The organism is Mesorhizobium sp. HAY1-8B, from assembly GCF_056868045.1.
On record NZ_CP200321.1, the window covers coordinates 1,471,341 to 1,491,421 of the forward strand.

General features: G+C 64.6%; 17 protein-coding genes. 9 read left to right on the forward strand and 8 right to left on the reverse strand.

The genetic code is table 11. From position 1 onward, the window contains the following. The first annotated feature begins 90 nt into the window (after positions 1–90). From AC1VON_RS07280 to AC1VON_RS07290, 3 genes are all read left to right on the forward strand, one after another. Positions 91–1,530 carry an aldehyde dehydrogenase family protein gene (locus tag AC1VON_RS07280; protein WP_483121219.1) on the forward strand — a complete coding sequence of 480 codons (1,440 nt, stop codon included), beginning with the start codon at positions 91–93 and terminating at the stop codon, positions 1,528–1,530. Between the two features lie 55 nt (positions 1,531–1,585). Continuing rightward, positions 1,586–2,161, forward strand: a complete 576-nt coding sequence (locus AC1VON_RS07285; RefSeq protein WP_483121221.1) for a DUF1349 domain-containing protein — start codon at positions 1,586–1,588, stop codon at positions 2,159–2,161. A 95-nt stretch (positions 2,162–2,256) separates the two neighbouring features. Further along, complete coding sequence (locus tag AC1VON_RS07290; RefSeq protein WP_483121223.1) at positions 2,257–3,255, forward strand: hypothetical protein; 999 nt, start codon at positions 2,257–2,259, stop codon at positions 3,253–3,255. Here the strand turns inward: AC1VON_RS07290 and AC1VON_RS07295 are convergent. The 6 genes from AC1VON_RS07295 to AC1VON_RS07320 all read right to left on the reverse strand — a co-directional run bounded on the left by AC1VON_RS07295 (position 3,238) and on the right by AC1VON_RS07320 (position 10,971). Continuing rightward, the gene (locus AC1VON_RS07295) at positions 3,238–4,812 is read right to left on the reverse strand and encodes a glycosyltransferase (RefSeq protein WP_483121225.1); all 1,575 of its coding nucleotides are present in this window, start codon (positions 4,810–4,812) and stop codon (positions 3,238–3,240) included. The two genes, AC1VON_RS07290 and AC1VON_RS07295, sit on opposite strands and share 18 nt — an antisense overlap. Then, positions 4,809–6,083: a glycosyltransferase family 4 protein gene (locus tag AC1VON_RS07300; protein ID WP_281411429.1), complete on the reverse strand. Its 1,275-nt coding sequence runs from the start codon at positions 6,081–6,083 to the stop codon at positions 4,809–4,811. Before AC1VON_RS07300 ends, AC1VON_RS07295 begins: the two co-directional genes overlap by 4 nt. Positions 6,084–6,201: 118 nt before the next feature. Further along, positions 6,202–7,731 carry a mercuric reductase gene (locus AC1VON_RS07305; RefSeq protein ID WP_172347268.1) on the reverse strand — a complete coding sequence of 510 codons (1,530 nt, stop codon included), beginning with the start codon at positions 7,729–7,731 and terminating at the stop codon, positions 6,202–6,204. Further along, positions 7,721–9,070 (reverse strand): glucoamylase family protein, encoded by a 1,350-nt coding sequence (locus AC1VON_RS07310; protein ID WP_172347267.1) that lies wholly within the window; start codon positions 9,068–9,070, stop codon positions 7,721–7,723. The genes AC1VON_RS07305 and AC1VON_RS07310 overlap by 11 nt, the downstream gene beginning before the upstream one ends. Positions 9,071–9,306: 236 nt before the next feature. After that, complete coding sequence (locus tag AC1VON_RS07315) at positions 9,307–10,053, reverse strand: SDR family NAD(P)-dependent oxidoreductase (protein WP_172347266.1); 747 nt, start codon at positions 10,051–10,053, stop codon at positions 9,307–9,309. A gap of 108 nt (positions 10,054–10,161) precedes the next feature. Then, positions 10,162–10,971: an IclR family transcriptional regulator gene (locus tag AC1VON_RS07320; RefSeq protein WP_483121229.1), complete on the reverse strand. Its 810-nt coding sequence runs from the start codon at positions 10,969–10,971 to the stop codon at positions 10,162–10,164. A 185-nt stretch (positions 10,972–11,156) separates the two neighbouring features. Between AC1VON_RS07320 and AC1VON_RS07325 the strand changes: the two genes are divergently transcribed. The 6 genes from AC1VON_RS07325 to AC1VON_RS07350 are packed head-to-tail and all read left to right on the forward strand — an operon-like array spanning position 11,157 to position 17,890. Continuing rightward, positions 11,157–12,170 carry an ABC transporter permease gene (locus AC1VON_RS07325; RefSeq protein WP_172347264.1) on the forward strand — a complete coding sequence of 338 codons (1,014 nt, stop codon included), beginning with the start codon at positions 11,157–11,159 and terminating at the stop codon, positions 12,168–12,170. After that, on the forward strand, positions 12,170–13,012 hold the full coding sequence (locus AC1VON_RS07330; RefSeq protein ID WP_172347263.1) for an ABC transporter permease: 843 nt from the start codon (positions 12,170–12,172) through the stop codon (positions 13,010–13,012). The genes AC1VON_RS07325 and AC1VON_RS07330 overlap by 1 nt, the downstream gene beginning before the upstream one ends. A gap of 3 nt (positions 13,013–13,015) precedes the next feature. Continuing rightward, complete coding sequence (locus tag AC1VON_RS07335) at positions 13,016–14,089, forward strand: ABC transporter ATP-binding protein (RefSeq protein ID WP_172347262.1); 1,074 nt, start codon at positions 13,016–13,018, stop codon at positions 14,087–14,089. Continuing rightward, complete coding sequence (locus tag AC1VON_RS07340; RefSeq protein ID WP_172347261.1) at positions 14,086–15,123, forward strand: ABC transporter ATP-binding protein; 1,038 nt, start codon at positions 14,086–14,088, stop codon at positions 15,121–15,123. Before AC1VON_RS07335 ends, AC1VON_RS07340 begins: the two co-directional genes overlap by 4 nt. Positions 15,124–15,163: 40 nt before the next feature. Further along, entirely contained in the window at positions 15,164–16,435 is a 1,272-nt protein-coding gene (locus tag AC1VON_RS07345) for a CaiB/BaiF CoA transferase family protein (protein WP_246740852.1), read from the forward strand. A gap of 18 nt (positions 16,436–16,453) precedes the next feature. Next, complete coding sequence (locus tag AC1VON_RS07350) at positions 16,454–17,890, forward strand: NAD-dependent succinate-semialdehyde dehydrogenase (RefSeq protein WP_172347260.1); 1,437 nt, start codon at positions 16,454–16,456, stop codon at positions 17,888–17,890. A 72-nt stretch (positions 17,891–17,962) separates the two neighbouring features. On the opposite strand, the gene AC1VON_RS07355 is transcribed toward AC1VON_RS07350, so the two are convergent. Then, positions 17,963–18,601 carry a class II aldolase/adducin family protein gene (locus AC1VON_RS07355; protein WP_172347259.1) on the reverse strand — a complete coding sequence of 213 codons (639 nt, stop codon included), beginning with the start codon at positions 18,599–18,601 and terminating at the stop codon, positions 17,963–17,965. After that, positions 18,601–19,977, reverse strand: coding sequence for a 3-oxo-tetronate kinase (gene otnK / locus AC1VON_RS07360; RefSeq protein ID WP_172347258.1), 1,377 nt, complete (start codon positions 19,975–19,977; stop codon positions 18,601–18,603). Before otnK ends, AC1VON_RS07355 begins: the two co-directional genes overlap by 1 nt. Positions 19,978–20,081 lie beyond the last annotated feature (104 nt).

The following is a 20,081-nucleotide window of genomic DNA, read 5'->3' on the forward strand; positions in this document are numbered from 1 at the left end:
CAGTGCGTGCTTTCCCGCAACGCAATTGTCTGGCAAATACCAGTTCGGACAGATGCCGCCGCGCGGCCAACCAGCAGGAAAGACCAGGACATGGCTCAGTTTCGAAAAAACCTCATCGATGGCGAATGGGTCGGCGACGCCGGGTCCCGCAACATCAACCCCTCGGATACCGGCGACGTCGTCGGCGAATATGCCTCGGCGGGCGTTGAACAGGCTAGCCAAGCGATCGCCGCGGCCAAGGCGGCGTTCCCGGCATGGTCCCGCTCCGGTCCGCTGGCGCGCCACGCGGTGCTGAAAAAGGCGTCCGACGAGATCATGGCGCGCAAGGACGAGATCGGCCGCAACCTGGCGCGCGAGGAAGGCAAGACGCTGGCCGAAGGCATTGGCGAAACCATCCGCGCCGCCCAGATCTTCGATTTCTTTGCCGGCGAAACATTGCGGCTGACCGGAGAGATGGTTCCGAGCGTGCGGCCGGGCGTCGGTGTCGAGATCACGCGCGAAGCGGTCGGCGTCGTCGGCATCATCACGCCATGGAATTTCCCCATCGCCATTCCAGCCTGGAAGATCGCGCCGGCGCTGGCCCATGGCAACACCATCGTCTTCAAGCCGGCGGAACTCGTTCCCGAGAGCGCCTGGTCGATCGTCGACATCCTGCATCGCGCCGGCCTGCCCAAGGGCGTGCTCAACCTCGTCATGGGCAAGGGTTCGGTGGTCGGCCAGGCCATGCTCGACAGCCCCGACGTCAATGCCATCACCTTCACTGGCTCGGTCGGCACCGGAAAACGCGTCGCCGCCGCAAGCGTGGAACACATGCGCAAGTTCCAGCTCGAAATGGGCGGCAAGAACCCGCTGGTCGTGCTTGACGATGCCGATCTTGCGGTCGCCGTCGATTGCGCGCTCAACGGCGCCTTCTTCTCGACCGGCCAGCGCTGCACGGCCTCGTCGAGGCTGATCGTGACCGAAGGTATCCACGACCGTTTCGTCGACGCGCTGAAGGAGCGGATGGGCAAGCTGGTGATCGGCGATGCGCTCGATGCGCAGACCCAGATCGGCCCGGTCGTCGACGCCACCCAGTTGAAGCAGGACGAGGACTATATCGCCATCGGTGTCAGGGAAGGCGCCACGCTCGCCTTCGGCGGCGAGCGGCTCGACCGCAAGACGCCGGGCTTCTATCTCAGCCCCGCGCTGCTGACCGAGGCCACCAATGCCATGCGCAGTTCGCGCGAAGAGATCTTTGGCCCGGTCGCCAGCGTCATCCGCGTCAAGGACTATGACGAGGCGCTTGCCGTCGCCAATGACACGCCCTTCGGGCTGACCTCGGGCATCTGCACCACGAGCCTCAAGCACGCGACCCACTTCAAGCGCAATTCGGAAGCGGGCATGGTGATGGTCAACCTGCCGACGGCGGGTGTCGATTTCCATGTCCCCTTCGGCGGCCGCAAGGGCTCGAGCTACGGCCCGCGCGAACAGGGCCGCTATGCAATGGAGTTCTACACCACGGTGAAGACCGCCTATACACTCGCGGGCTGATGAGGCGCCGGCCTGTCGGGCCGGCGAGCCTTCACCACGGAATCGGCACGAGGCAATGGCATTGCAGGACCTGACCTGGCTCAACCCGCCGCCGCATCACGCCATTGACGGCGATGCGGTGCGCGTGCGCACCGGCAAGGAGACCGATTTCTGGCGCGAGACCTTCTACGGCTTCTGGCGCGACAACGGCCACTTCCTGCATCGGCAGGTCGAGGGCGATTTCACCGCCGAAGTCACCGTCAAGGGCGACTACAAGGTGCTCTATGACCAGGCCGGGCTGATGGTCCGGCTGAGCGAAACGAACTGGATCAAAGCCGGCGTCGAATACACCGACGGCCTCGCCTATTTCTCCGTCGTGGTCACCAACGACACATCGGACTGGTCGCTGGTGGCCATTCATGCCGGTCCCAATGGCGTCAGCATCCGCCTGACCCGCCATGGCCAGGCGATCCGCGTCCAGTATCTCGATGCTTCGGACGGTCACTGGAAGCCGGTGCGGCTCGCCTATTTCCCGATCTCGAAGACGGTCGATGTCGGCATGATGTGCTGCTCGCCACAGCGCGAGGGTTTCGAAGTCACATTCTCCGGATTTTCGGTCGGACCGCCGATTTCGAGGGAATTGCACGCCTGACGATTGGTGTGTCCAGGGTTGAATCGCGGGTTGTCGCATGGGTATGGAGCGGCAGGACATTGCAGCCGCTACCGCGTCTGGGCTAAGCGTTGCCGATGGGCATGAAGCGTTGGTGGGCAAAACGCAAAAAAGCTGTGTATTCCAAGGCGCTGCGATTCTTCAGCGTTCCTCCCGTGCTTTGGTCGCAAGGGATCGCGCATTTCTGCGACTTTGCCGGGCCCGACTGGTATCGCCGCGCACCGACCGAATCGACCCAGGGCGAGGCCTTTTTCCGCGACCACTATAGCGGCGCGCACGGCATCGTCTGGGTTCGGCTGAGCACCTTGGCCAGGGTTTCGCGAACCTGCGATCTCGACACGTTTACCCGGGTGGCCCTGCCGACCATCAAGGCGCCCTTCATCCTGCTGACCACCGACGGCGATGCCTCGGCGCCATCGGACATGGCAAGAGATACCGTCGAGCGGCTTCTCGCCAACCCCTATATGGTGTCCTGGTACACCCAGAACTGCGACAGCGATCATCCCAGGATCAAGCCGTTCCCGATCGGGCTGGACCTCCATACGCCACGTTCCCTTGCCACGCCCGCTGGTATGGCGCGGCAGTTGCGAACACTGCGCGGCCGGCAGGGGGATGCGGCTCGCCGTCCACCCAGGGTGTTCTGCGATTTCAGCATCAGCAGGGGCTCCAGCCAGCGTCGAGAAGTGCTTGATGCCCTGGACGGATGCCCACATGTCGATTTCCTCGGGAAACGTGTGTCGCAGCGCGCGATCTGGGAGCTGTATGCGCAATACCCGCTCGTGCTCTCGACCACGGGAAACGGCCTGGACTGCCACCGGACATGGGAACTGCTTTATCTCGGCTGCATCGTGGTGACCAAGACATCGCCGATAGACCCTCTCTACGAAGGCCTGCCTGTCATCATTGTCGAGGATTGGCACGAGGTCAGGGATCCCGAAGCGCCGCAACGCTGGATCGACAAGGTCGCCCATCTGACGGACCCGAACTATGTCTGGGAGCGCTTGCGCCCGCAAACCTGTCTGGAGCCGCTCAGGCTGGCGCTTCGGCAGGCCGCCGCTTCACCAGGGGACGTGTAGGATCTCCAGCTTCGGCAGGCCGACCGGCCTGATGCCGAGATCGTTGGCGAGCACGCCAAAAGCTTCGGTCTCGATCAGGTCGCGGTAGGGAATTTCGGGGAAGCGAAGGCCGCCGCGATGCAAGGCGGCATCGACCAGCAGCATCGTTCCGCCGACCGCGTCCAGGCCGATGATGTCGAGATGCCTGACATCACTGAGATGGTATCGACTTGGCGTCTGCGCCGAAGGTTGGTGAAGGCCGCCGCGTATCTCGCGGTAGTAGCGATAATCCTTGGTCTGCCGCCTGATGATGAAGCTGTTCAGGTCGAAGCTGCCGCCATTGGCGACCTTCACGCAGTTGGGCACCGCGATGCGATGTCCGGTGGCGATCAACTGCTTCAGCGCATCGCCGGGAAAGCGCCAGACGTCGATATCGATCCACAACGCCCAGTCGTCGTCTTCCTGCAGCCCGTGATCGATCAGGTAATTCCGCACCTTGGCGATCGCGCCCCGCCTGACGCGTTGCATCCGAGGCTTTGCCCGCTTTGCCCTGTCGAGCTTGGTGCCGACCTGTCGCTGCAGAAGCACGATGTCGCGATATTTGCCGGCCAGTCCCGCTGTCGCGGCCTGTAGCCGCTCCCAACTCCCGTCCAGGCTGTCGCCTTCGCAGAAGACCAGCTTGATCCTGTCCTTGGGGTAGTCGAGCCCATCCAGCGCATCGAGAAAAGGTTGGATAAGGTCGGCGGCATCGCGAAGCGGCACCAGAACGGCAATATTGCCGCCCGGGGGCGGCGGTGCCGAGAGGACAGCCTTGTCGACGCTGGCTTTTGCCACGGCCTCATCCAGATACGCACCGCGTGTCAGGTGGTACCGAAGCCGATAGGCCCGGTTGCGAAGCTTGGTCGTCCATTTCGGCGGCGGCTCCGGGGTCCACCATGTGCCTGCCCAGTGATGGATCGAAAGCGGCGCCGCATCGTCGCCGGCCTCGATCTCCGTGCTCCCGCCAGACGTCACCGGCGCGAACAGACCGGAGGGATGGATGGCGAAGGCCGCCTGATCGCTGTAGCCGCGCTGGGCGGAGGTCAAAAGGCAAGGACCGGTCGCGTCGAGCACGTCCTTGGCGCCGGCGAGCCCGGGCATCATCGACAGCAGATGGATCCAGAACGGATGACGGGGCGGGCTCGCCATCGTCCCGTTGAACAGGAGGTGGGGCAGGTCCCGGAAATCCACCTGGACGGCCGCATGCGAGGCCGGCTCCTTGCACAGCACGACACGGCTCTCGTCCATGATCGGATCGAAGGCCGCGACGCATTCGCAGTCGATGTCGGCATAGACCCCGCCAAAATGATGCAGCAGCATGTAGCGGGCCGCATCCGAGCGCTGCACGCCGTTCGTGTAGCTGCAGAACATTGGCAGGAAATCAGGATAGTGCTCAGCCACGAATTCGAGCAGCATCCGGTCGCTCCAGAACATCACCGTCCAGTGTGGATTGTGCCGCTTCCAGCTCTCAGCATACGCCTGGAAGCGTGCGGGAACGCTGTCGGTCTTCCATGTCTGGTGCAGGATCGGCGGGATCATATGGTCGCACCGTTCAGTCCAAGTCCGTCTCGAACGGCATTGCCTATCGCTTGCGGGCTGAACCTTGCCCATACCGCCTGATACGCGCGAAGGCGTTGCCGCGCCCTGCGCTCGGGGTCGAGGCAGAGTTCGATGGCCGTCTCGGCAAGCTTTTCGTCGGAGTGAGACAGCAGCACCTCGTCATTTTCGACCAGGTCCAGGCCTTCGGCCGCGATCGGCGTGGCGACCACCGGCACGCCCGCGGCCATTGCTTCCAGGATCTTGATGCGTGTGCCGCCGCCCGCCGTCAGCGGGACGATGGTGAGATGCGCGCTGGACAAGAGTGGCGCGACATCCGCGGGATCTCCAATGACCTCCACACCAGGCAATCCGGCCAATGCCTGCACCTCCGGTCTTGGGGTGCGTCCAGCCAGGACGAGCCTGGCATCCGGCAGGGCGTTTCGGATACGGGGCAATATGACACTGGCCAATCGCTGCGCGGCATCAACGTTTGGCGGATAGGCGAGATGGCCGATGTACACGATCACAGGAAAGCCGTTGCCGGTTGACGGCTCGGCAGGCAGGCGCCCGGGACCACTGCCGGCTTTCGGAATTCCGTTCGGAACGACGTCGATCGGGATCTTGTGCCGGGAAAGCGTCATCAGCTTCTGGCGATCCAGGTTCGAGCAGACCCATACCCTGTCGACAAGGGATAGTGCCTTCCTCTCGAGGAACCTGACGCTGAATGCAGCCGCGGTTCGCTTGGTGCTGAGATGCCTGATCTGTCCGGCCAGGTCGGATTCGACATTGTGCATGTCGAGAATGAGTTGCTTAGCTAGAGGCCGCAGAGGCCGCAGCAGCTTGAACAGGCTGACGCTCTCGACAATGATGGTGTCCGGGCGGAATTCCCCGATCAGGGCCTCAAGCCGTGTCAGGGCGGAACACGGTATGCGATTCTCCGCCCTTGACCGCCACCAACCGATCGACGCTGTGCGGGGCTCTCCCTCGACCGACAGAGCCTCTACGCGGATCAATGGATCAGGCACGGTCCCTTCTGTCTTTGGTCGCACCGAAACCAGGCAGACCGGGCCGAACCTGGCGGCCGCTTCAGCGTTGCGATAGTTTCTCAGATCCGAACCTGAAGCCGGCGGAAAGCCCGGGTCGTGCGACACGATCAGCGTACGCCTCCGGGCCGTCCGCTCGAGCGAGCCGACAGCCGGTCGCGCGCCTGGGCCGTTCAAAGCGGACGCCTGTGGCGTTGTTCCAGGCAGAGGCCCCAATTCAGATGGCATTCAGAACGATTCCGTGACCACAAGCATCGGCGCCACCTTGTTTAGCTGAACAAGGCTTTCGTCAAGCACTGTATATTTCTGACCACTTCCGCCCCGAGCTCTCTGCGGGCCGGCGAAGTTATCGCCTGGACCATGCCAGCCAGCGCGCCGCCAGACGCCTGCGCAAGGAGGTGAACCGGGTTCGCCTGTAGGCGTCGCCCGCCATCTTGATGCCTTGTGCCTGCGTCGGGAAAGGATGGATGACGTCGGCCAGGGCATGCAGTCCCATGCCCGACCGGATGGCGAGCGTCACCGCATTGATCATCTCGCCGCCATGGCTGGCGACGACCGTCGCTCCCAGGATACGGTCGGACCCCTCCCTGACATGGATCTTGACGAATCCTTCCTCCTCGCCGTCCATCACGGCACGGGCGACATCATGCATCAGCACCGTATAGGTCTTGACCGGAATGCCGTTCCGTCGCGCCTCGATCGGATAGAGACCGACATGGGCGATTTCCGGATCGGTATAGGTGCACCAGGGAACGACGAGTTCGCTGAGCCTTTCGCGCCCGCGAAACAGCGCATTGCGCACGACAATGCGCGCTGTCGCCTCGGCGGTATGGGTGAACTTGTATTCAAGGCACACATCGCCCGCCGCGTAGATGTGCGGATTCGTGGTTCTCAGGTGATCGTTCACCTTGATGCCGCTGGCGTCATACGCCACCCCGGCGTCTGCCAGGCCGAGGCCTTCGACATTGGGCGAGCGGCCGACGCCGGTGATGATCTCGTCGACGGAAATCGTCGTCGTGTCGCCATCCCGCATCAGATCGGCGAGCTTCTTGCCGCCCTCTGTCCGCACCGCCACCACTTCTGTGTTGAGGCGCACCTCGATCCCCTCGCGCGCCAGCGCGTCCGAAAGGATCTGCGCGGCGTCTCGTTCCTCGCCGGGCAGGAACATCGGATCGCTCTGCGCCAGGATCACGTTCGCGCCGAGCAGGCAGAAGGTCTGCGCCGTCTCGCAGCCAAGCGGCCCGCCGCCGATGACCAGGAGCCGCTCGGGACGTTGCGTGAGGTTGAACATGCTCTCATTGTCGAGATAGCCGGCCTCGGCGAGCCCTGGAATCGCCGGCACGCTCGGATGCGCGCCTGTCGCGACCAATGCCTTCTTGAAATGCAGCGTCTTGTCCGCGACCACCACCGTGTCCGGTCCGGCGAAGCGGGCTTCGCCGAAATAGAGATCGATGCCCTCGGCCGCGATGGCCACGGCCGAATCGGCGCCGCTGATCCGCTGGCGGATCTGCCGCATCCGCGTCATGGCCCGCTCGAAGTCGACCTGAAGACGCTCCGGCGTGTCGCCCCCGAAATTCTCGGCATCACGCATGTCGGCATAGAGCCTGGCCGTGCGGATGATCGACTTTGACGGGATGCCGCCGACATTGACGCACGCACCGCCGATCAGCCCGCGCTCGATCAGCGCGACTTTCGCGCCGAGGCTTGCCGCATCACGCGCCGCGGTCAGCCCCGCCGGCCCGGCGCCGATGACGACGAGATTGTAGGGACCGCCGGGGAGAGGGTTCTTCCAATGCGGCGGATGCGCGCCCCGGATCAGTTCGACGTCGTTGCGGTCGACTGGGAAGCTGGCGGCCTTTGTCCGTTCACGCGGCATCGCGCCCCTCCGCGGACGGCCCCGCCGGCTGCGACAGCCAGCCGCCGGTGAAGCCTGCTTTTCCCAAACCGCGGCGAATGTACGGATTGGACCGCATCAGCTCCCAGATCAGGCGCGAGCGGTGGTTCTCGATCATCATCACCACGATGCCCTGGTCCAGCCCGTAATGGCCTTCCGATACCCAGCCGTTGCGGCCGAATTTTCGCCTGTTGGCCAAGGTCGGATTGAATCCGCTCGGCAGCCGGAAGTTCTCGATCACCTCGGGATAGTGCTCACCGAGATGGCGCATCGCTGCCATGCAGATGTCCGGCGCGAAGGGCAGCGATGCCGGATAGGACCAGGGCGCGATCGTGCCATCATCCGGCCCGAAGGGAGCGCCGCGCGCCGCATAGCCGGAAAACCGGTGCCTCCGTCGCTCGACGCTGGCGCGAAAACCGCCGGGCCCGTCTCCGGCCGAGAGGCCCCAAAGGTTCTCGCCGTAGCCGTCGAAACCATAGGGGTTGTGGCGGGCATAGTCGCGGTGGAGGTAGGTCGCGCGGCGGCTGTTTTCGAAATAGTCGGAGTTCTTCTCGCGCATGAAGGCGTCGCGGATGCCGGCGAAATCGATCCAGGCGTGCGAGAACTGGTGCATGAACAACGGTCCGCCATAGAGCACGTCATGGCCGTAGATGTTCTCCCACTGGTAGGTCGCCGTCCAGGCCTCGTAGCTGTCGTCGGAGGTTGGGTTGTCCGGCGAGGCCATCGACAGCACATAGAGGATGGTCGCCTCGTTATAGCCCTCCCAGCCATAATGCAGAAAGCCGCTCTTCGGCTTCCAGCCCTGCCGCAAGGTCGGACTGCTGCCTTGCGCCCAGCGCCAGTCGACGCGCCGGTAGAGCGTTTCGGCCAGGTGCCGGATTTCGGCTTCCTGTTCATTCTCGCCGGAGAAATAGGCGCCGGCCACCAGGATACCGGCCATCAGCAGAGCGGTGTCCACCATCGACAGTTCGCAGCGCCAGACGCGCAGCCCGGTCCGCATATCGAGAAAATGGTAGTAGAAACCCTTGTGGCCGGTGACGTCGTCACCGCCGCCTTGCGGGCTGACCGAGAAGAAACGCAGCGCCGCAAGCGTCAGCTCCACAGCCGCCATGCGCGACATCCAGCCGCGCTCGACGCCGATCGGATAACAGGACAGGGCGAAACCGACGACGGCGATGCTGGCCGGCGAGTTCGGCCGCGACGTATCGGCGACCAGACCGTTGTCGGAATTCACATTCTCAAGGAAATAGCCGAAGGCGGCGCGCTGGTAGCGGTCCAGAAGCTCGTCATCGGACAACGCGGCAGGATTTGCGTCAGGCAAACGATGCAAGCTCCAGCCTGGTCGTCGATGCTTCCGTCGATCGCATGGTGCCGGTATGGCGGCAATGGCTAATCGCCCTTGCCGGGCTGTCTCGTCGTGTCATGGCTTCCCGCAAACCCTGTTGTGTCACCGCCCCGTCCAGTCCTCAGCTACTATACGCCTGTCCGGTTCCGATCGTTGCCTCGTCACGCGGAATTGTAGTCGCAACGGCCAGGGCCGGGATGTTTCGATCAGGCTCAATAGGTGGCGCGGCCGCCGGAAACGTCAAACACGGCGGCCGTCGTGAACGAGCACTCCTCCGAGGCGATCCAGCAGATCAGTGCCGCCACCTCCTCGACCTCGCCGAAGCGCGCCATCGGTATCTTCGACAGCATGAAGTCGATATGCTCCTGGCTCATCTGCTTGAAGATCGCGGTGCGCACGGCCGCCGGCGTCACGCAATTCACCGTCACCTTGGTCTTGGCCAGTTCCTTGCCGAGCGACTTGGTCAGGCCGATCACCGCCGCCTTTGAAGTGCTGTAGGCGGAGGCATTGGGATTGCCTTCCTTGCCGGCGATCGAGGCTATGTTGACGATGCGGCCATAATTGCGCTCGAGCATGTGCGGCACCAGCGCCTTGTTGCAGTAGAAGACGCCATTGATGTTGATGTCGATGACCCTCTGCCAATCCTCGGCCGAATAGGCCCAGGTCGTCATGTTCGGCCCGGTGATGGCCGCGCTGGTGACCAGGATGTCGACGCCGCCAAGGGCCTCGATGGTCCGTGCGGCGGCGCTTTCAACGCCGGTGGCATCGGCGACGTCAACGGTAACACCATGCAGGCCAGGGATGATGGTCCTTGCCTGTTCGATCTGGGCCGGATCGCGGTCCCAGACGCTGGCGCGTCCACCTTCCGCGACGATCCTTTGCGCGACCGCCAGGCCGATGCCCGAGGCACCGCCGGTGATGACAGCCGTGCGACCGTTGAAGCGTCCCGCGAAGTTCATTTGCTTCTCCCTTGTCCGCAACTGGCTTGATCGGCCGCGGCGACCGTGATGTCACGGCCAGGCAAGTTCAAGCCGGCATGGAGCCCCCATTCTCTGGGCCAATGCGGATCAGGCTGAAGTTCCCTCAAGCTCTCGGCGCAGCGCTTCCACCATCGCCACCAGCGCCGGTCCGATTTCGGCATGTGCGCGTTGCTCGGTGATGATCTCGCCGATACCTCCGCAAGTGATGGCGACCAGCGGCGAACCGTCTCGCGGACGGAACGGCACGCCGACCGCGTGGATGTAGCTGTGCCAGGCGCCGAACGAGGTCACGTAGCCAAGCTGAGCGTACTGGGCGATCGCCTCCTCGATTGCCGTGGCGATCATCGCTGCCTTGTCGGGCTCGGCCTCTTGCAGCGCCCGTACCAGGCTGGTCCGCTCCTCGGGCAGAAGTCCCGCCGCATAGGCCAGCCCCATCGAGGTCTTCCAGATCGGCAAATAGGAGCCCGGATTGAGCCGCAGCGTGACCAGGCTCTCCGACCGGCAATTGGCGAGATAGACCATGTTGAGGCTGTCGCGCGTGCCGATCGCCACCGCCGCACCGGTCAAGTCGGCCAGCGGCTGCATCAGCGGCCTTGCGATGTGGACGACGGCGCTGGAGCTCAGCGCCGAATAGCCGAGCGCCACGGTCGCTGGTCCCAGGCTGTAACGGCCGAGCTCCTTGTCATAGAGCAGGTAGCCGAGTGCGCTGAGCGTGTAGGTGATGCGCGAAACCGTGGCCTTGGGCAGCCCGGTGCGCGCGATGATGTCCTGGTTGCCAAGCGAGGCGTCGCCTGGCCGGAAGGCGCGCAGGATGCCGAGCCCGCGAACCAGCGACGTCGAAAGCTGCGCGCCTTCGCCGTCAACATCCGTCTCGTACCGGGTCGCTCGCTTGCGCACGCTGGCGGTCTTTCTGGCGGAGTGCCCACCTGTCGGGCCGGTCTCGCCGGCTAGTGTAGTCAAAAATGAAATTAAATTCCATTTATATTGACAGCGGCTTTTGCAGCCTGTCAATATGCCCCCTCGATGGCATCTTCCAGCGCCTTGTGCCATCTTACGAAGCCCGTCCTTGTGAAGGTAGCCACGTGTCCCGCTATATTTTGCGCCGGCTTATCGCGATGCCGTTCCTGGTGCTTGGCATCGTCACCATCGCTTTTCTGATCACCACGGTGACGAAGGGCGATCCGCTGACCGCAATCGTCGCCGAACAGCAGATGAGCAATCCCGAAGTGGTCGCCGCCGCCAAGGCGCGCTGGGGTTTGGATCGTCCTCTGCCTGAGCGCTATATGATATATCTCGGCAATTTGATGAGCGGCGACCTCGGCACATCCTTCATCACCAAGCGCAATGTCGGCACTGATATTCTCTACCGCCTGCCGGCAACACTGGAACTGGTCTTCGCCGCCATGATCTTCGGCACCACGCTCGGCATCGTGCTTGGCGTGCTGGCCGCCTATTTCCGTAACAGCCTGATCGACCATGGCGCGCGGCTGTTCGCTCTGTTCGGCTCGTCGCTGCCGGTGTTCTGGTCGGGCCTTGGCCTGCTGTTCATCTTCTCGGTCATGCTCAACTGGCTGCCGGGGCCTGGCCGGCTCGATGCTCGGCTGCCGCTGCCGCCTGGCATCACCGGATTCCTGACCATCGATTCGCTGCTGGCCGGAGACCTCACCGTCTTCAAGGACGCTGTGTGGCATCTGCTGTTGCCCGCTTTCGTGCTGGGCTGGACGGTGTCTGGGACCATCTCGCGGCTGGTGCGCGCCAACATGCTCGATGTGATGAGTCGCGAATTTGTGCTCACCGCACGCGCCAAGGGCGCGAGCGAATTCCGTGTCGTCATCGTGCATGCGCTGCGCAACACCATGGTGCCGACCTTGACCGTCATCGGCTATTCCTTCGCCTATCTGATCACCGGCGCGGTGCTGACCGAGACCATCTTTTCCTGGCCCGGCATGGGCTCCTATGCCGTGGAGGCGGCGCGTGCGCTGGATTTTCCGGCGATCATCGGCGTCACCATTGTCGGCGGCCTCGCCTTCCTGGTCACCAACCTCATCACCGACATCCTCTATGTCGTGGCCAATCCGCGGGTGAGGTTGAGCTGATGTCGGCCGTCGTCACCAAATCACGCTCCGCCGGCATTCCCGAATGGCTGACCGCGCCGCTGGTCATCGGCACGGTCGTCATCCTGTTCTGGCTGTTCATGACCGTGTTCGCCAATCTGGTGGTGCGGTTCGATCCACTCGAAATGGTCGCGCGCCGCCTGCAGCCGCCGAGCTGGGCGCACTGGCTGGGCACCGATGCGCTTGGCCGCGACGTGCTGGCCCGCACCTTGCACGGGGCGGCGCATTCGCTGCCGATCGCGGTTCTGGTCGTCGTCTCCGCCGTGGTCATCGGCTCGCTGCTGGGCGCCATTTCCGGCTTCGTCGGCGGCCTGACGGGCGCGGCGATCATGCGGCTGGTCGACGTCACTCTGTCCTTCCCGCCGATGCTGCTCGCCATGGCCGTCGCGGCCTCGCTCGGACCGGGCCTCGGCAATGCGGCCATCGCCATGGTGCTGGTCTGGTGGCCGGTCTACGCCCGCCTGATGCGTGCGCAGGTGCTGGAAGTGAAGGAGCGCGAGCATGTCGAGGCGGCGATCGCCGCAGGTGCCAGGCCAAGCCGCGTCCTGTTCAAGCACATATTGCCGCTCTGCTGGACGCCGGTGCTGATCAGCGCGACCATGGACCTCGGCCAGGTCGTGCTGCTTGCCGCATCGCTCAGCTTCATCGGCCTCGGCGCCACTCCACCGACGCCCGAATGGGGCTCGATGATCTCCGACGGCGCCGTCCATTTCTACCAGTGGTGGATCGCCTTCGGCCCCGGGGCCGCCATCCTCACCATCGTGCTCGGCTTCAACTTCATCGGCGACGGCCTGCGCGACATTCTCGATCCAAGGTCGGACTAGACGATGAGCGCACAGCTATCTTCAGCGCGTTCCGGCGCGGCCGGCAAGGGTGAGCGCGAGCCGCTGCTGTCCATTCGCGGCCTGCGCGTCGGGTTCCGCAAGGCGGGCAACCAGTTCGAGGCCGTGCGCGGCATCGACCTCGACGTCGCCAAGGGCGAGGTGGTCGGCATTGTCGGCGAGTCCGGCTCGGGCAAATCGGTCGGCATGCTTGCCGCTCTCGGCCTGACCTCGAAGAACGCGGTCGTGACCGGCTCTGTCCGTTTCAAGGGAGAAGAACTGGTCGGCAAGCCGGCGCGCGAAATGCGCAAGATCAGGGGCGCGCGCATCGCCATGATCTTCCAGGATCCGCTTTCGTCGCTCAATCCGGTTATGACGGTTGGCGCCCAGATCGCCGAGGCGGTCAGGCTGCATCAGCGCCTGACCCGCAAGCAGGCCATGGCGCGCGCGGTCGAATTGCTTAATCTTGTAGCGATCCCGCAGCCGGAGCGCCGGGTCAACCAGTATCCGCATGAATTCTCCGGCGGCATGCGCCAGCGCGCGGTCATCGCCATGGCCGTGGCCAACGATCCTGATCTGTTGATCGCCGACGAGCCGACCACGGCGCTCGACGTGACCGTTCAGGCGCAGATCCTGACGGTACTGCGTTCGCTGCAGGAGCGGCTCGGCCTTGGCCTGGTGCTGATCACTCATGATCTTGGCGTCGTCGCCGGCCATGCCGACCGGGTCGCGGTGGTCTATTCCGGCCGTGTCGTCGAGCAGGCTGATGTGTCGGACCTGTTCGCCGATCCGCGCCACCCCTACACGCGCGGCCTCATCGCCTCGATCCCCAATCTGGAGGAAAGCCGCGAGCGGCTGTTTTCGATCGATGGCTCACCGCCGGCGCTCGGCCGTCTGCCGGGCGGCTGCGCCTTCCATCCGCGATGCATCCATGCCGAGGCGCGCTGCCGGATCGAGGATCCGCCGCTGCACGATATTGGCGGCCGCTTCTCGGCCTGCCATTTCGCGACGACCTTGCCGCCCTTCCACGGCGTCTCGTCGGCGGCGGCAGGCCTGGAGACTGGAAGCGTGACCCCATGAGCGCAGTGGCCGAACACAAGACCGACGCGGCATTGCACACAGCGCCTGCGCTGTCGGTTCGCCATCTGGTCAAGGACTTCCCGGTTCGCGGCGGCCTCGTCTTCGACCGCGCAATTGCCCATGTGCGGGCGGTCGCCGATGTCTCCTTCGACGTAGCCCCCGGCGAAACGCTGGGCCTCGTCGGCGAATCCGGTTGCGGCAAGTCGACGCTCGGGCGCTGCCTGATGCGGCTGATCGAGCCGACCAGCGGCGAAAGCTGGTTCCGCGGCCAGAACCTTCTGGCGCTGAACCATGAGGACATGCGCCTGATGCGGCGCTACATCCAACTCGTCTTCCAGGATCCGTACGGTTCACTGCATCCGCGCATGCGCATCGCCGACAACATCGCCGAGCCGCTGCGCATGAGCGACATGTCGAAGGCCGACCGTCGCGCGCGCGTCGCCGAACTGCTCGAACTGGTGCGGCTCAATCCCGAGCACGGCCGGCGCTATCCGCATGAGCTCTCCGGCGGCCAGCGCCAGCGTGTCGTCATCGCCCGCGCGCTCGCGCTCAACCCGCAGGTTGTGATCCTTGACGAGCCTGTCTCGGCGCTCGATGTTTCGGTGCAGGCCGGCGTGCTCAATTTGCTGAAGGACATCCAGCAATCCTTCGGCACCTCCTATCTGTTCATCGCCCACGATCTTTCGGTCGTGCGCCATATCTCGCATCATGTCGCCGTGATGTATCTCGGCAAGATCGTCGAGATCGCGCCGGCGGCCGAGCTCTATTCAAGAGCATTGCATCCCTACACACAGGCACTTCTGTCGGCCGTGCCGCTCGCCAATCCCGAGAAGGAGCGCAAGCGCGAGCGGATCGTGCTGTCGGGCGACGTGCCGAGCCCGCTCAATCCGCCGTCGGGATGCCGCTTCCGCACACGCTGCTTCAAGGCGCAGGCGATTTGCGCGTCCGTCGAACCGCCGCTCGGACCATCAGGCGAAAAGCACCGCGTCGCCTGCCATTTTCCGGAACCCGTCAACGCCTTCAAGGCTGTCTGACGGGCCGCAAGGCCAGCCGCCGCCGCAAAGGATTTTGATCGTGACTGAAGACCACTTCAAGGATGCCGGCCAGGCAAGCCGTCCGCGCCTGCCGCTCGAAGGCATCAAGGTGCTCGACCTCTCGCGCGTGCTTGCCGGTCCATGGGCAACGATGAGCCTTGCCGATCTCGGCGCCGAGGTCTGGAAGATCGAGAACATCGATGGCGGCGACGACACTCGCGCCTGGTCGGTGCCGAGCTACAAGGGCGTCTCGACCTACTATCTCTGCGCCAATCGCGGCAAACAGAGCATCGCGCTCGACATGAAAAGCCCTGAAGGGCTGGCGATCGTACGCGAACTGGCGGCCAAGGCCGACATCGTCGTAGAGAATTTCCGCTCCGGTACGGCGGACCGTCTTGGCGTCGGCTTCCAGGAACTCAGCGCTTCCAATCCGCGCCTGATCTACTGCTCGATCTCCGGCTATGGCCAGACCGGGCCCGACGCCGGCCGGCCCGGCTATGATTTCGTCATGCAGGCCGAAAGCGGCCTGATGGCCATCACCGGCGACAGCGACGGCGAGCCGATGCGCGTCGGCGTCGCCATCACCGACGTCGTCTGCGGCATGGTCGCGACGCAGTCGATCCTGGCCGCCCTTTACGAACGCACCACCACGGGCACGGGTCAGTTCCTCGACCTGTCGCTGATCGACTGTGCGCTCAGCCTGCTCATCAATGTCGGCAGCGGCTACCTCAACACCGGCCGCGAGGTCGCCCGCTACGGCAACGCGCATCCGACTGTTGTGCCTTACCAGATATTCGACGCCTCCGATGGCGGCTTTGCGTTGGCGGTCGGCAATGACAAGCAATTCGCCGCGCTGTGCGAGAAGGTCGTCGGCTTGCCACACCTGGCAAAGGACCAGCGCTTCATCAAGGCGGGGGCGCGTGCCACCAATCGCGAAGCGCTGATCCCCGAATTGGCGAGGGTCTTCAGGACCAAGCCGCGCGACCATTGGATGGCGGCCTGTGCCGCGGCCAGTGTGCCGGCCGGCACGGTGAAGTCGATACCAGAGGTTTTCGACAGCCCCAATGTCCGCGAGCGCGGCCTCGTCCACACCTTGCCGCATCCGCATCTGGGTTCCGTCGCCATGGTGCGCCCGGCGCAGGGGCTGGCTGCCCAACTGACCGCCGACTTCACGGCACCGCCGATGCTCGGCCAGAACACAGCCACTGTGCTGACCGATATCCTCGGCTACAGCCCCGAGACCATCGACCGACTGGCCGGCTCCGGTGCCATCGGCATCTACACGCCCGCCGCCGAACCTGTTCCCGCCTGACCTTTCACGGAGCCTGCCATGTATCCTGACATCCATCTCCACATAGACGGCTCGTGGCGCCCGGCTCGCGACGGTCGCACAATGCCCGTGATCAATCCGGCGACGGAGGCCGAGCTTGGTTCGCTCGCCCATGCAGGCATCGACGATCTGGATGAAGCGCTCGCCGCCGCCGCGAAGGGGTTCGACGCCTGGCGGCGCGTCTCGCCCTTCGACCGCTCCAAGCTGATGCGCAAGGCCGCCAACATCCTGCGTGAGCGCAACGAACACGTCGCCACGCTGATGACGCTGGAGCAGGGCAAGCCGCTTGCCGAATCGCGCATGGAAGCGTTCGCTGCCGCCGACATCATCGACTGGTTCGCCGAGGAAGCGCGCCGCGCCTATGGCCGCATCGTGCCGGCACGCCTAGAGGGCGTCAGCCAGTCGGTGGTCAAGGAGCCGGTCGGCCCGGTGGCCGCTTTCACGCCGTGGAATTTCCCGCTCAACCAGGCGGTGCGCAAACTGTCCGCCGCTCTTGCCGCCGGTTGCTCGATCGTCATCAAGGGACCGGAAGAAACGCCGGCTTCGCCCGCCGAACTGGTGCGCGCCTTTGTCGATGCCGGCCTGCCCGATGGTGTCTTGAACCTCGTCTACGGCACGCCGTCGGAAATCTCCGCCTATCTCATCCCTCATCCGGTGATCCGCAAGATCTCCTTCACCGGTTCGACGCCTGTCGGCAAGCAACTGGCGTCGCTCGCCGGCCTGCATATGAAACGCGCGACGATGGAATTGGGCGGCCACGCGCCGGTCATCGTCTTGCCCGACGCTGATCTCGACCGCGCCGCCCGCGCGATGGTGGCGTCGAAATTCCGCAATGCCGGCCAGATCTGCGTCGCGCCGACACGCTTCCTCGTCGATCACGCCGTCTATGATGATTTCGTCGGCCGCTTCGCCGAGGCGACAAGCCGGATCAAGGTCGGCGACGGCTTCGCCGAAGGCACGACCATGGGCCCGCTCGCCAATCCTCGCCGCGTCCAGGCGATGGAAGAGCTGGTCCACGACGCCGTGCAGAAAGGCGCCGAGCTCGTCACGGGCGGCAAGCGCATCGGCAATTCCGGCTATTTCTTCGAGCCGACCATCCTGTCTGGCGTCGGCACCGACGCCCGCGCCATGAACGAGGAACCGTTCGGCCCGCTGGCGCTGATGACGCCGGTGAGCGGGCTGGACGAGGCTCTGGCCGAAGCCAACCGGCTGAATTATGGGCTCGCCGCCTATGGCTTCACCCGCTCGGCGGCGAGTGCCGCGAAGATGTCGTCGGGCATTGCCAGCGGCATGGTGTCGATCAACCATTATGGCCTGGCGCTGCCTGAGGTGCCGTTCGGCGGCATCAACGATTCCGGCAACGGCACCGAAGGCGGTGCCGACGCGCTGGAGAGCTATCTCAACAGCAAATTCGTCTCGCACCTGCAGGTCGACTGAGCAATTCCAGGAAAAGTGTGAAACGGTTTTCCGTCCGGAATTGCGTTGAGCCGAAGAGACTGACCAGACCGATTACTTCTGCTGGCCGTAGGTCTTGTAGCGCCCACGAATGGCAGCAAGCTCGCCGCCCTCGATCAGCACGGGCGCGCCGGCGCTTCGCGCCAGAAGATATTGCCGCGCCAGGGTTTCGAGCTTGATGGTGCGGATCAGCGCCGTGTCGAGATCGCCGGCGAAGGCGATCATGCCGTGATTGGCGAGCAGGCAGGCATTGCGGTCCTTGAGTGCAACAACAGCCACCTTGGCCAGTTCGCTTGACGCAAACAGCGCATAGTCCGAACAGCGCACATCGTCGCCGCCGAAACCCGCCACCATGTAGTGGAACAGCGGCAGTCCTTCGCGCAGGCAGGACAGCGCCACGCAATGGTCGGGATGGGCGTGCACCACGGCGCCGGCCTCCGGGAAAGCCTTGTAGATCTCGGCATGCATCTCCCATTCGCTCGACGGCTTGAAGGCGCCATCCCAGGATCCATCGAGCCGCATCGCCACCATCTGCTCCGGCCGCAGCGCGCTCGTGGCAATTCCCGTCGGCGTGATCAGCATGCCGCCTGCCGTGCGCACGCTGATATTGCCCGTGGTGCCGACATTCATCCCGCTGGCGTCCAGCGTCTCGGTCGCGGCGATCAGTTTGGCGCGTGCGGTTTCGGTATTCATCACGAAGTCTTTCCAGTCCTTGGCTCGATGGTTGGCTTTGCCGGTGGCCATGTGTCGATCGCGGGCGCGATGGTGGTGGCCCGCGTCATGTCCTGCAACACATCGGCGAAAATGTCGGGGCCGCCAAGCTTTCCGGATTTCAGCATCAGCGCCAGCGGATCGTCGGGCATGCCGGGCAGGTGGGCGATGGCGCGCGACAGGCCGGGGCCCTCATAGGCACCCATGGCGATCCGGCTGATGCCGAGCGCCTTGACCACCGAGCCGGCTGTCTCGCCGCCGGCAACGACCAGGCGCCGCACGCCGAAATCGCGAACCAGGATTTGCGCAATCCCGGCCAGTATCTCTTCCGCCCGCGCCGCCACCACGTCACGGCCATGTGCCTGCTGCAACGTCTCGACCGTCGCTTGCGGTGCGGTTGTGGCAATCGCGATCATCGCGCCGGGCAGATACCGCCCCGCAAAGGCGTGCGCTTCCGCGACAACGTCCTTGCCGCCAAAGGCCTCGGCGAGATCGATCGTCAACACCGGATTGTTTTGCGCGAAGCGTTCGAGCTGTTCGATGGTGCGATCGGCGACACTGCCGGCCAGTACCGCTGCCGGGCCATCGACTGCCGGCAGGCTGGCCGCAACGAGATCGTCTCGGTTCAGCAGCCCGTGTGCCATCCAGGCCGGTGGCAGATGCGCCACGACCGAGGAATTGCCGGTCATCAGCGGCAGGTCGAAGGCGGCTTGCGCGATCGCCGCCAGGTCGCGCTCGCGGAGCGTGTCGGTGACCAGCAGCGTCTCGCCGCGCGCGCGTTTCTCCCGCACGGCGTCGCGGATGGCTTCCGGGCCGGCATCGATGGTGAGCCAGGGCACCAGCCCTGCCTTGCCCTTGCTTTGCGCCTGCAGCACACGGACCAGGTTGGAATCGGTCATCGGCGTCAGCGGATCGAAGCGCTTGGGCGATTCGGCCAGCAATTGCGCACCGCCGAACATATGCCCCTGGTAGACCGTGCGGCCGGTTTCACACAACGCCGGCGTGAACAGCGTCGCGCCGCCGCCCAGCCGTTCGAGCAGCGCTTCCGCGCAGGGGCCGATATTGCCGGCGGGCGTGGAATCGAAGGTGGCGCAATATTTGAAGAAGATCTGCCGCGCGCCCGCTTCGGCCAGCCGGTCGGCGGCCTCGAGCACCTGGCTCACCGCGTCGCCGGCGGCGATGACGCGCGTTTTCAGCAGGATCACATGGGCAAGATTCCCCGACGGGATCGCCGCTTCGAGCCCGACCGTACAGCCGGTCGGAATGCCCCTGGCCACCAGCATCGACGCCAGTTCGGTGCCGCCGGTCAGATCGTCGGCAATGGCGCCGAACAACAGGGAAGGCATCAACGCGGTCATGCGCTTCGTCTCATTTTTGCGTGTCCGACGTCGATGGTCAGGCGACTTGTGATATCATATACACGGCCCGCTCGACTCAGGCGACGCCTGCGCCCCTGCAAGGA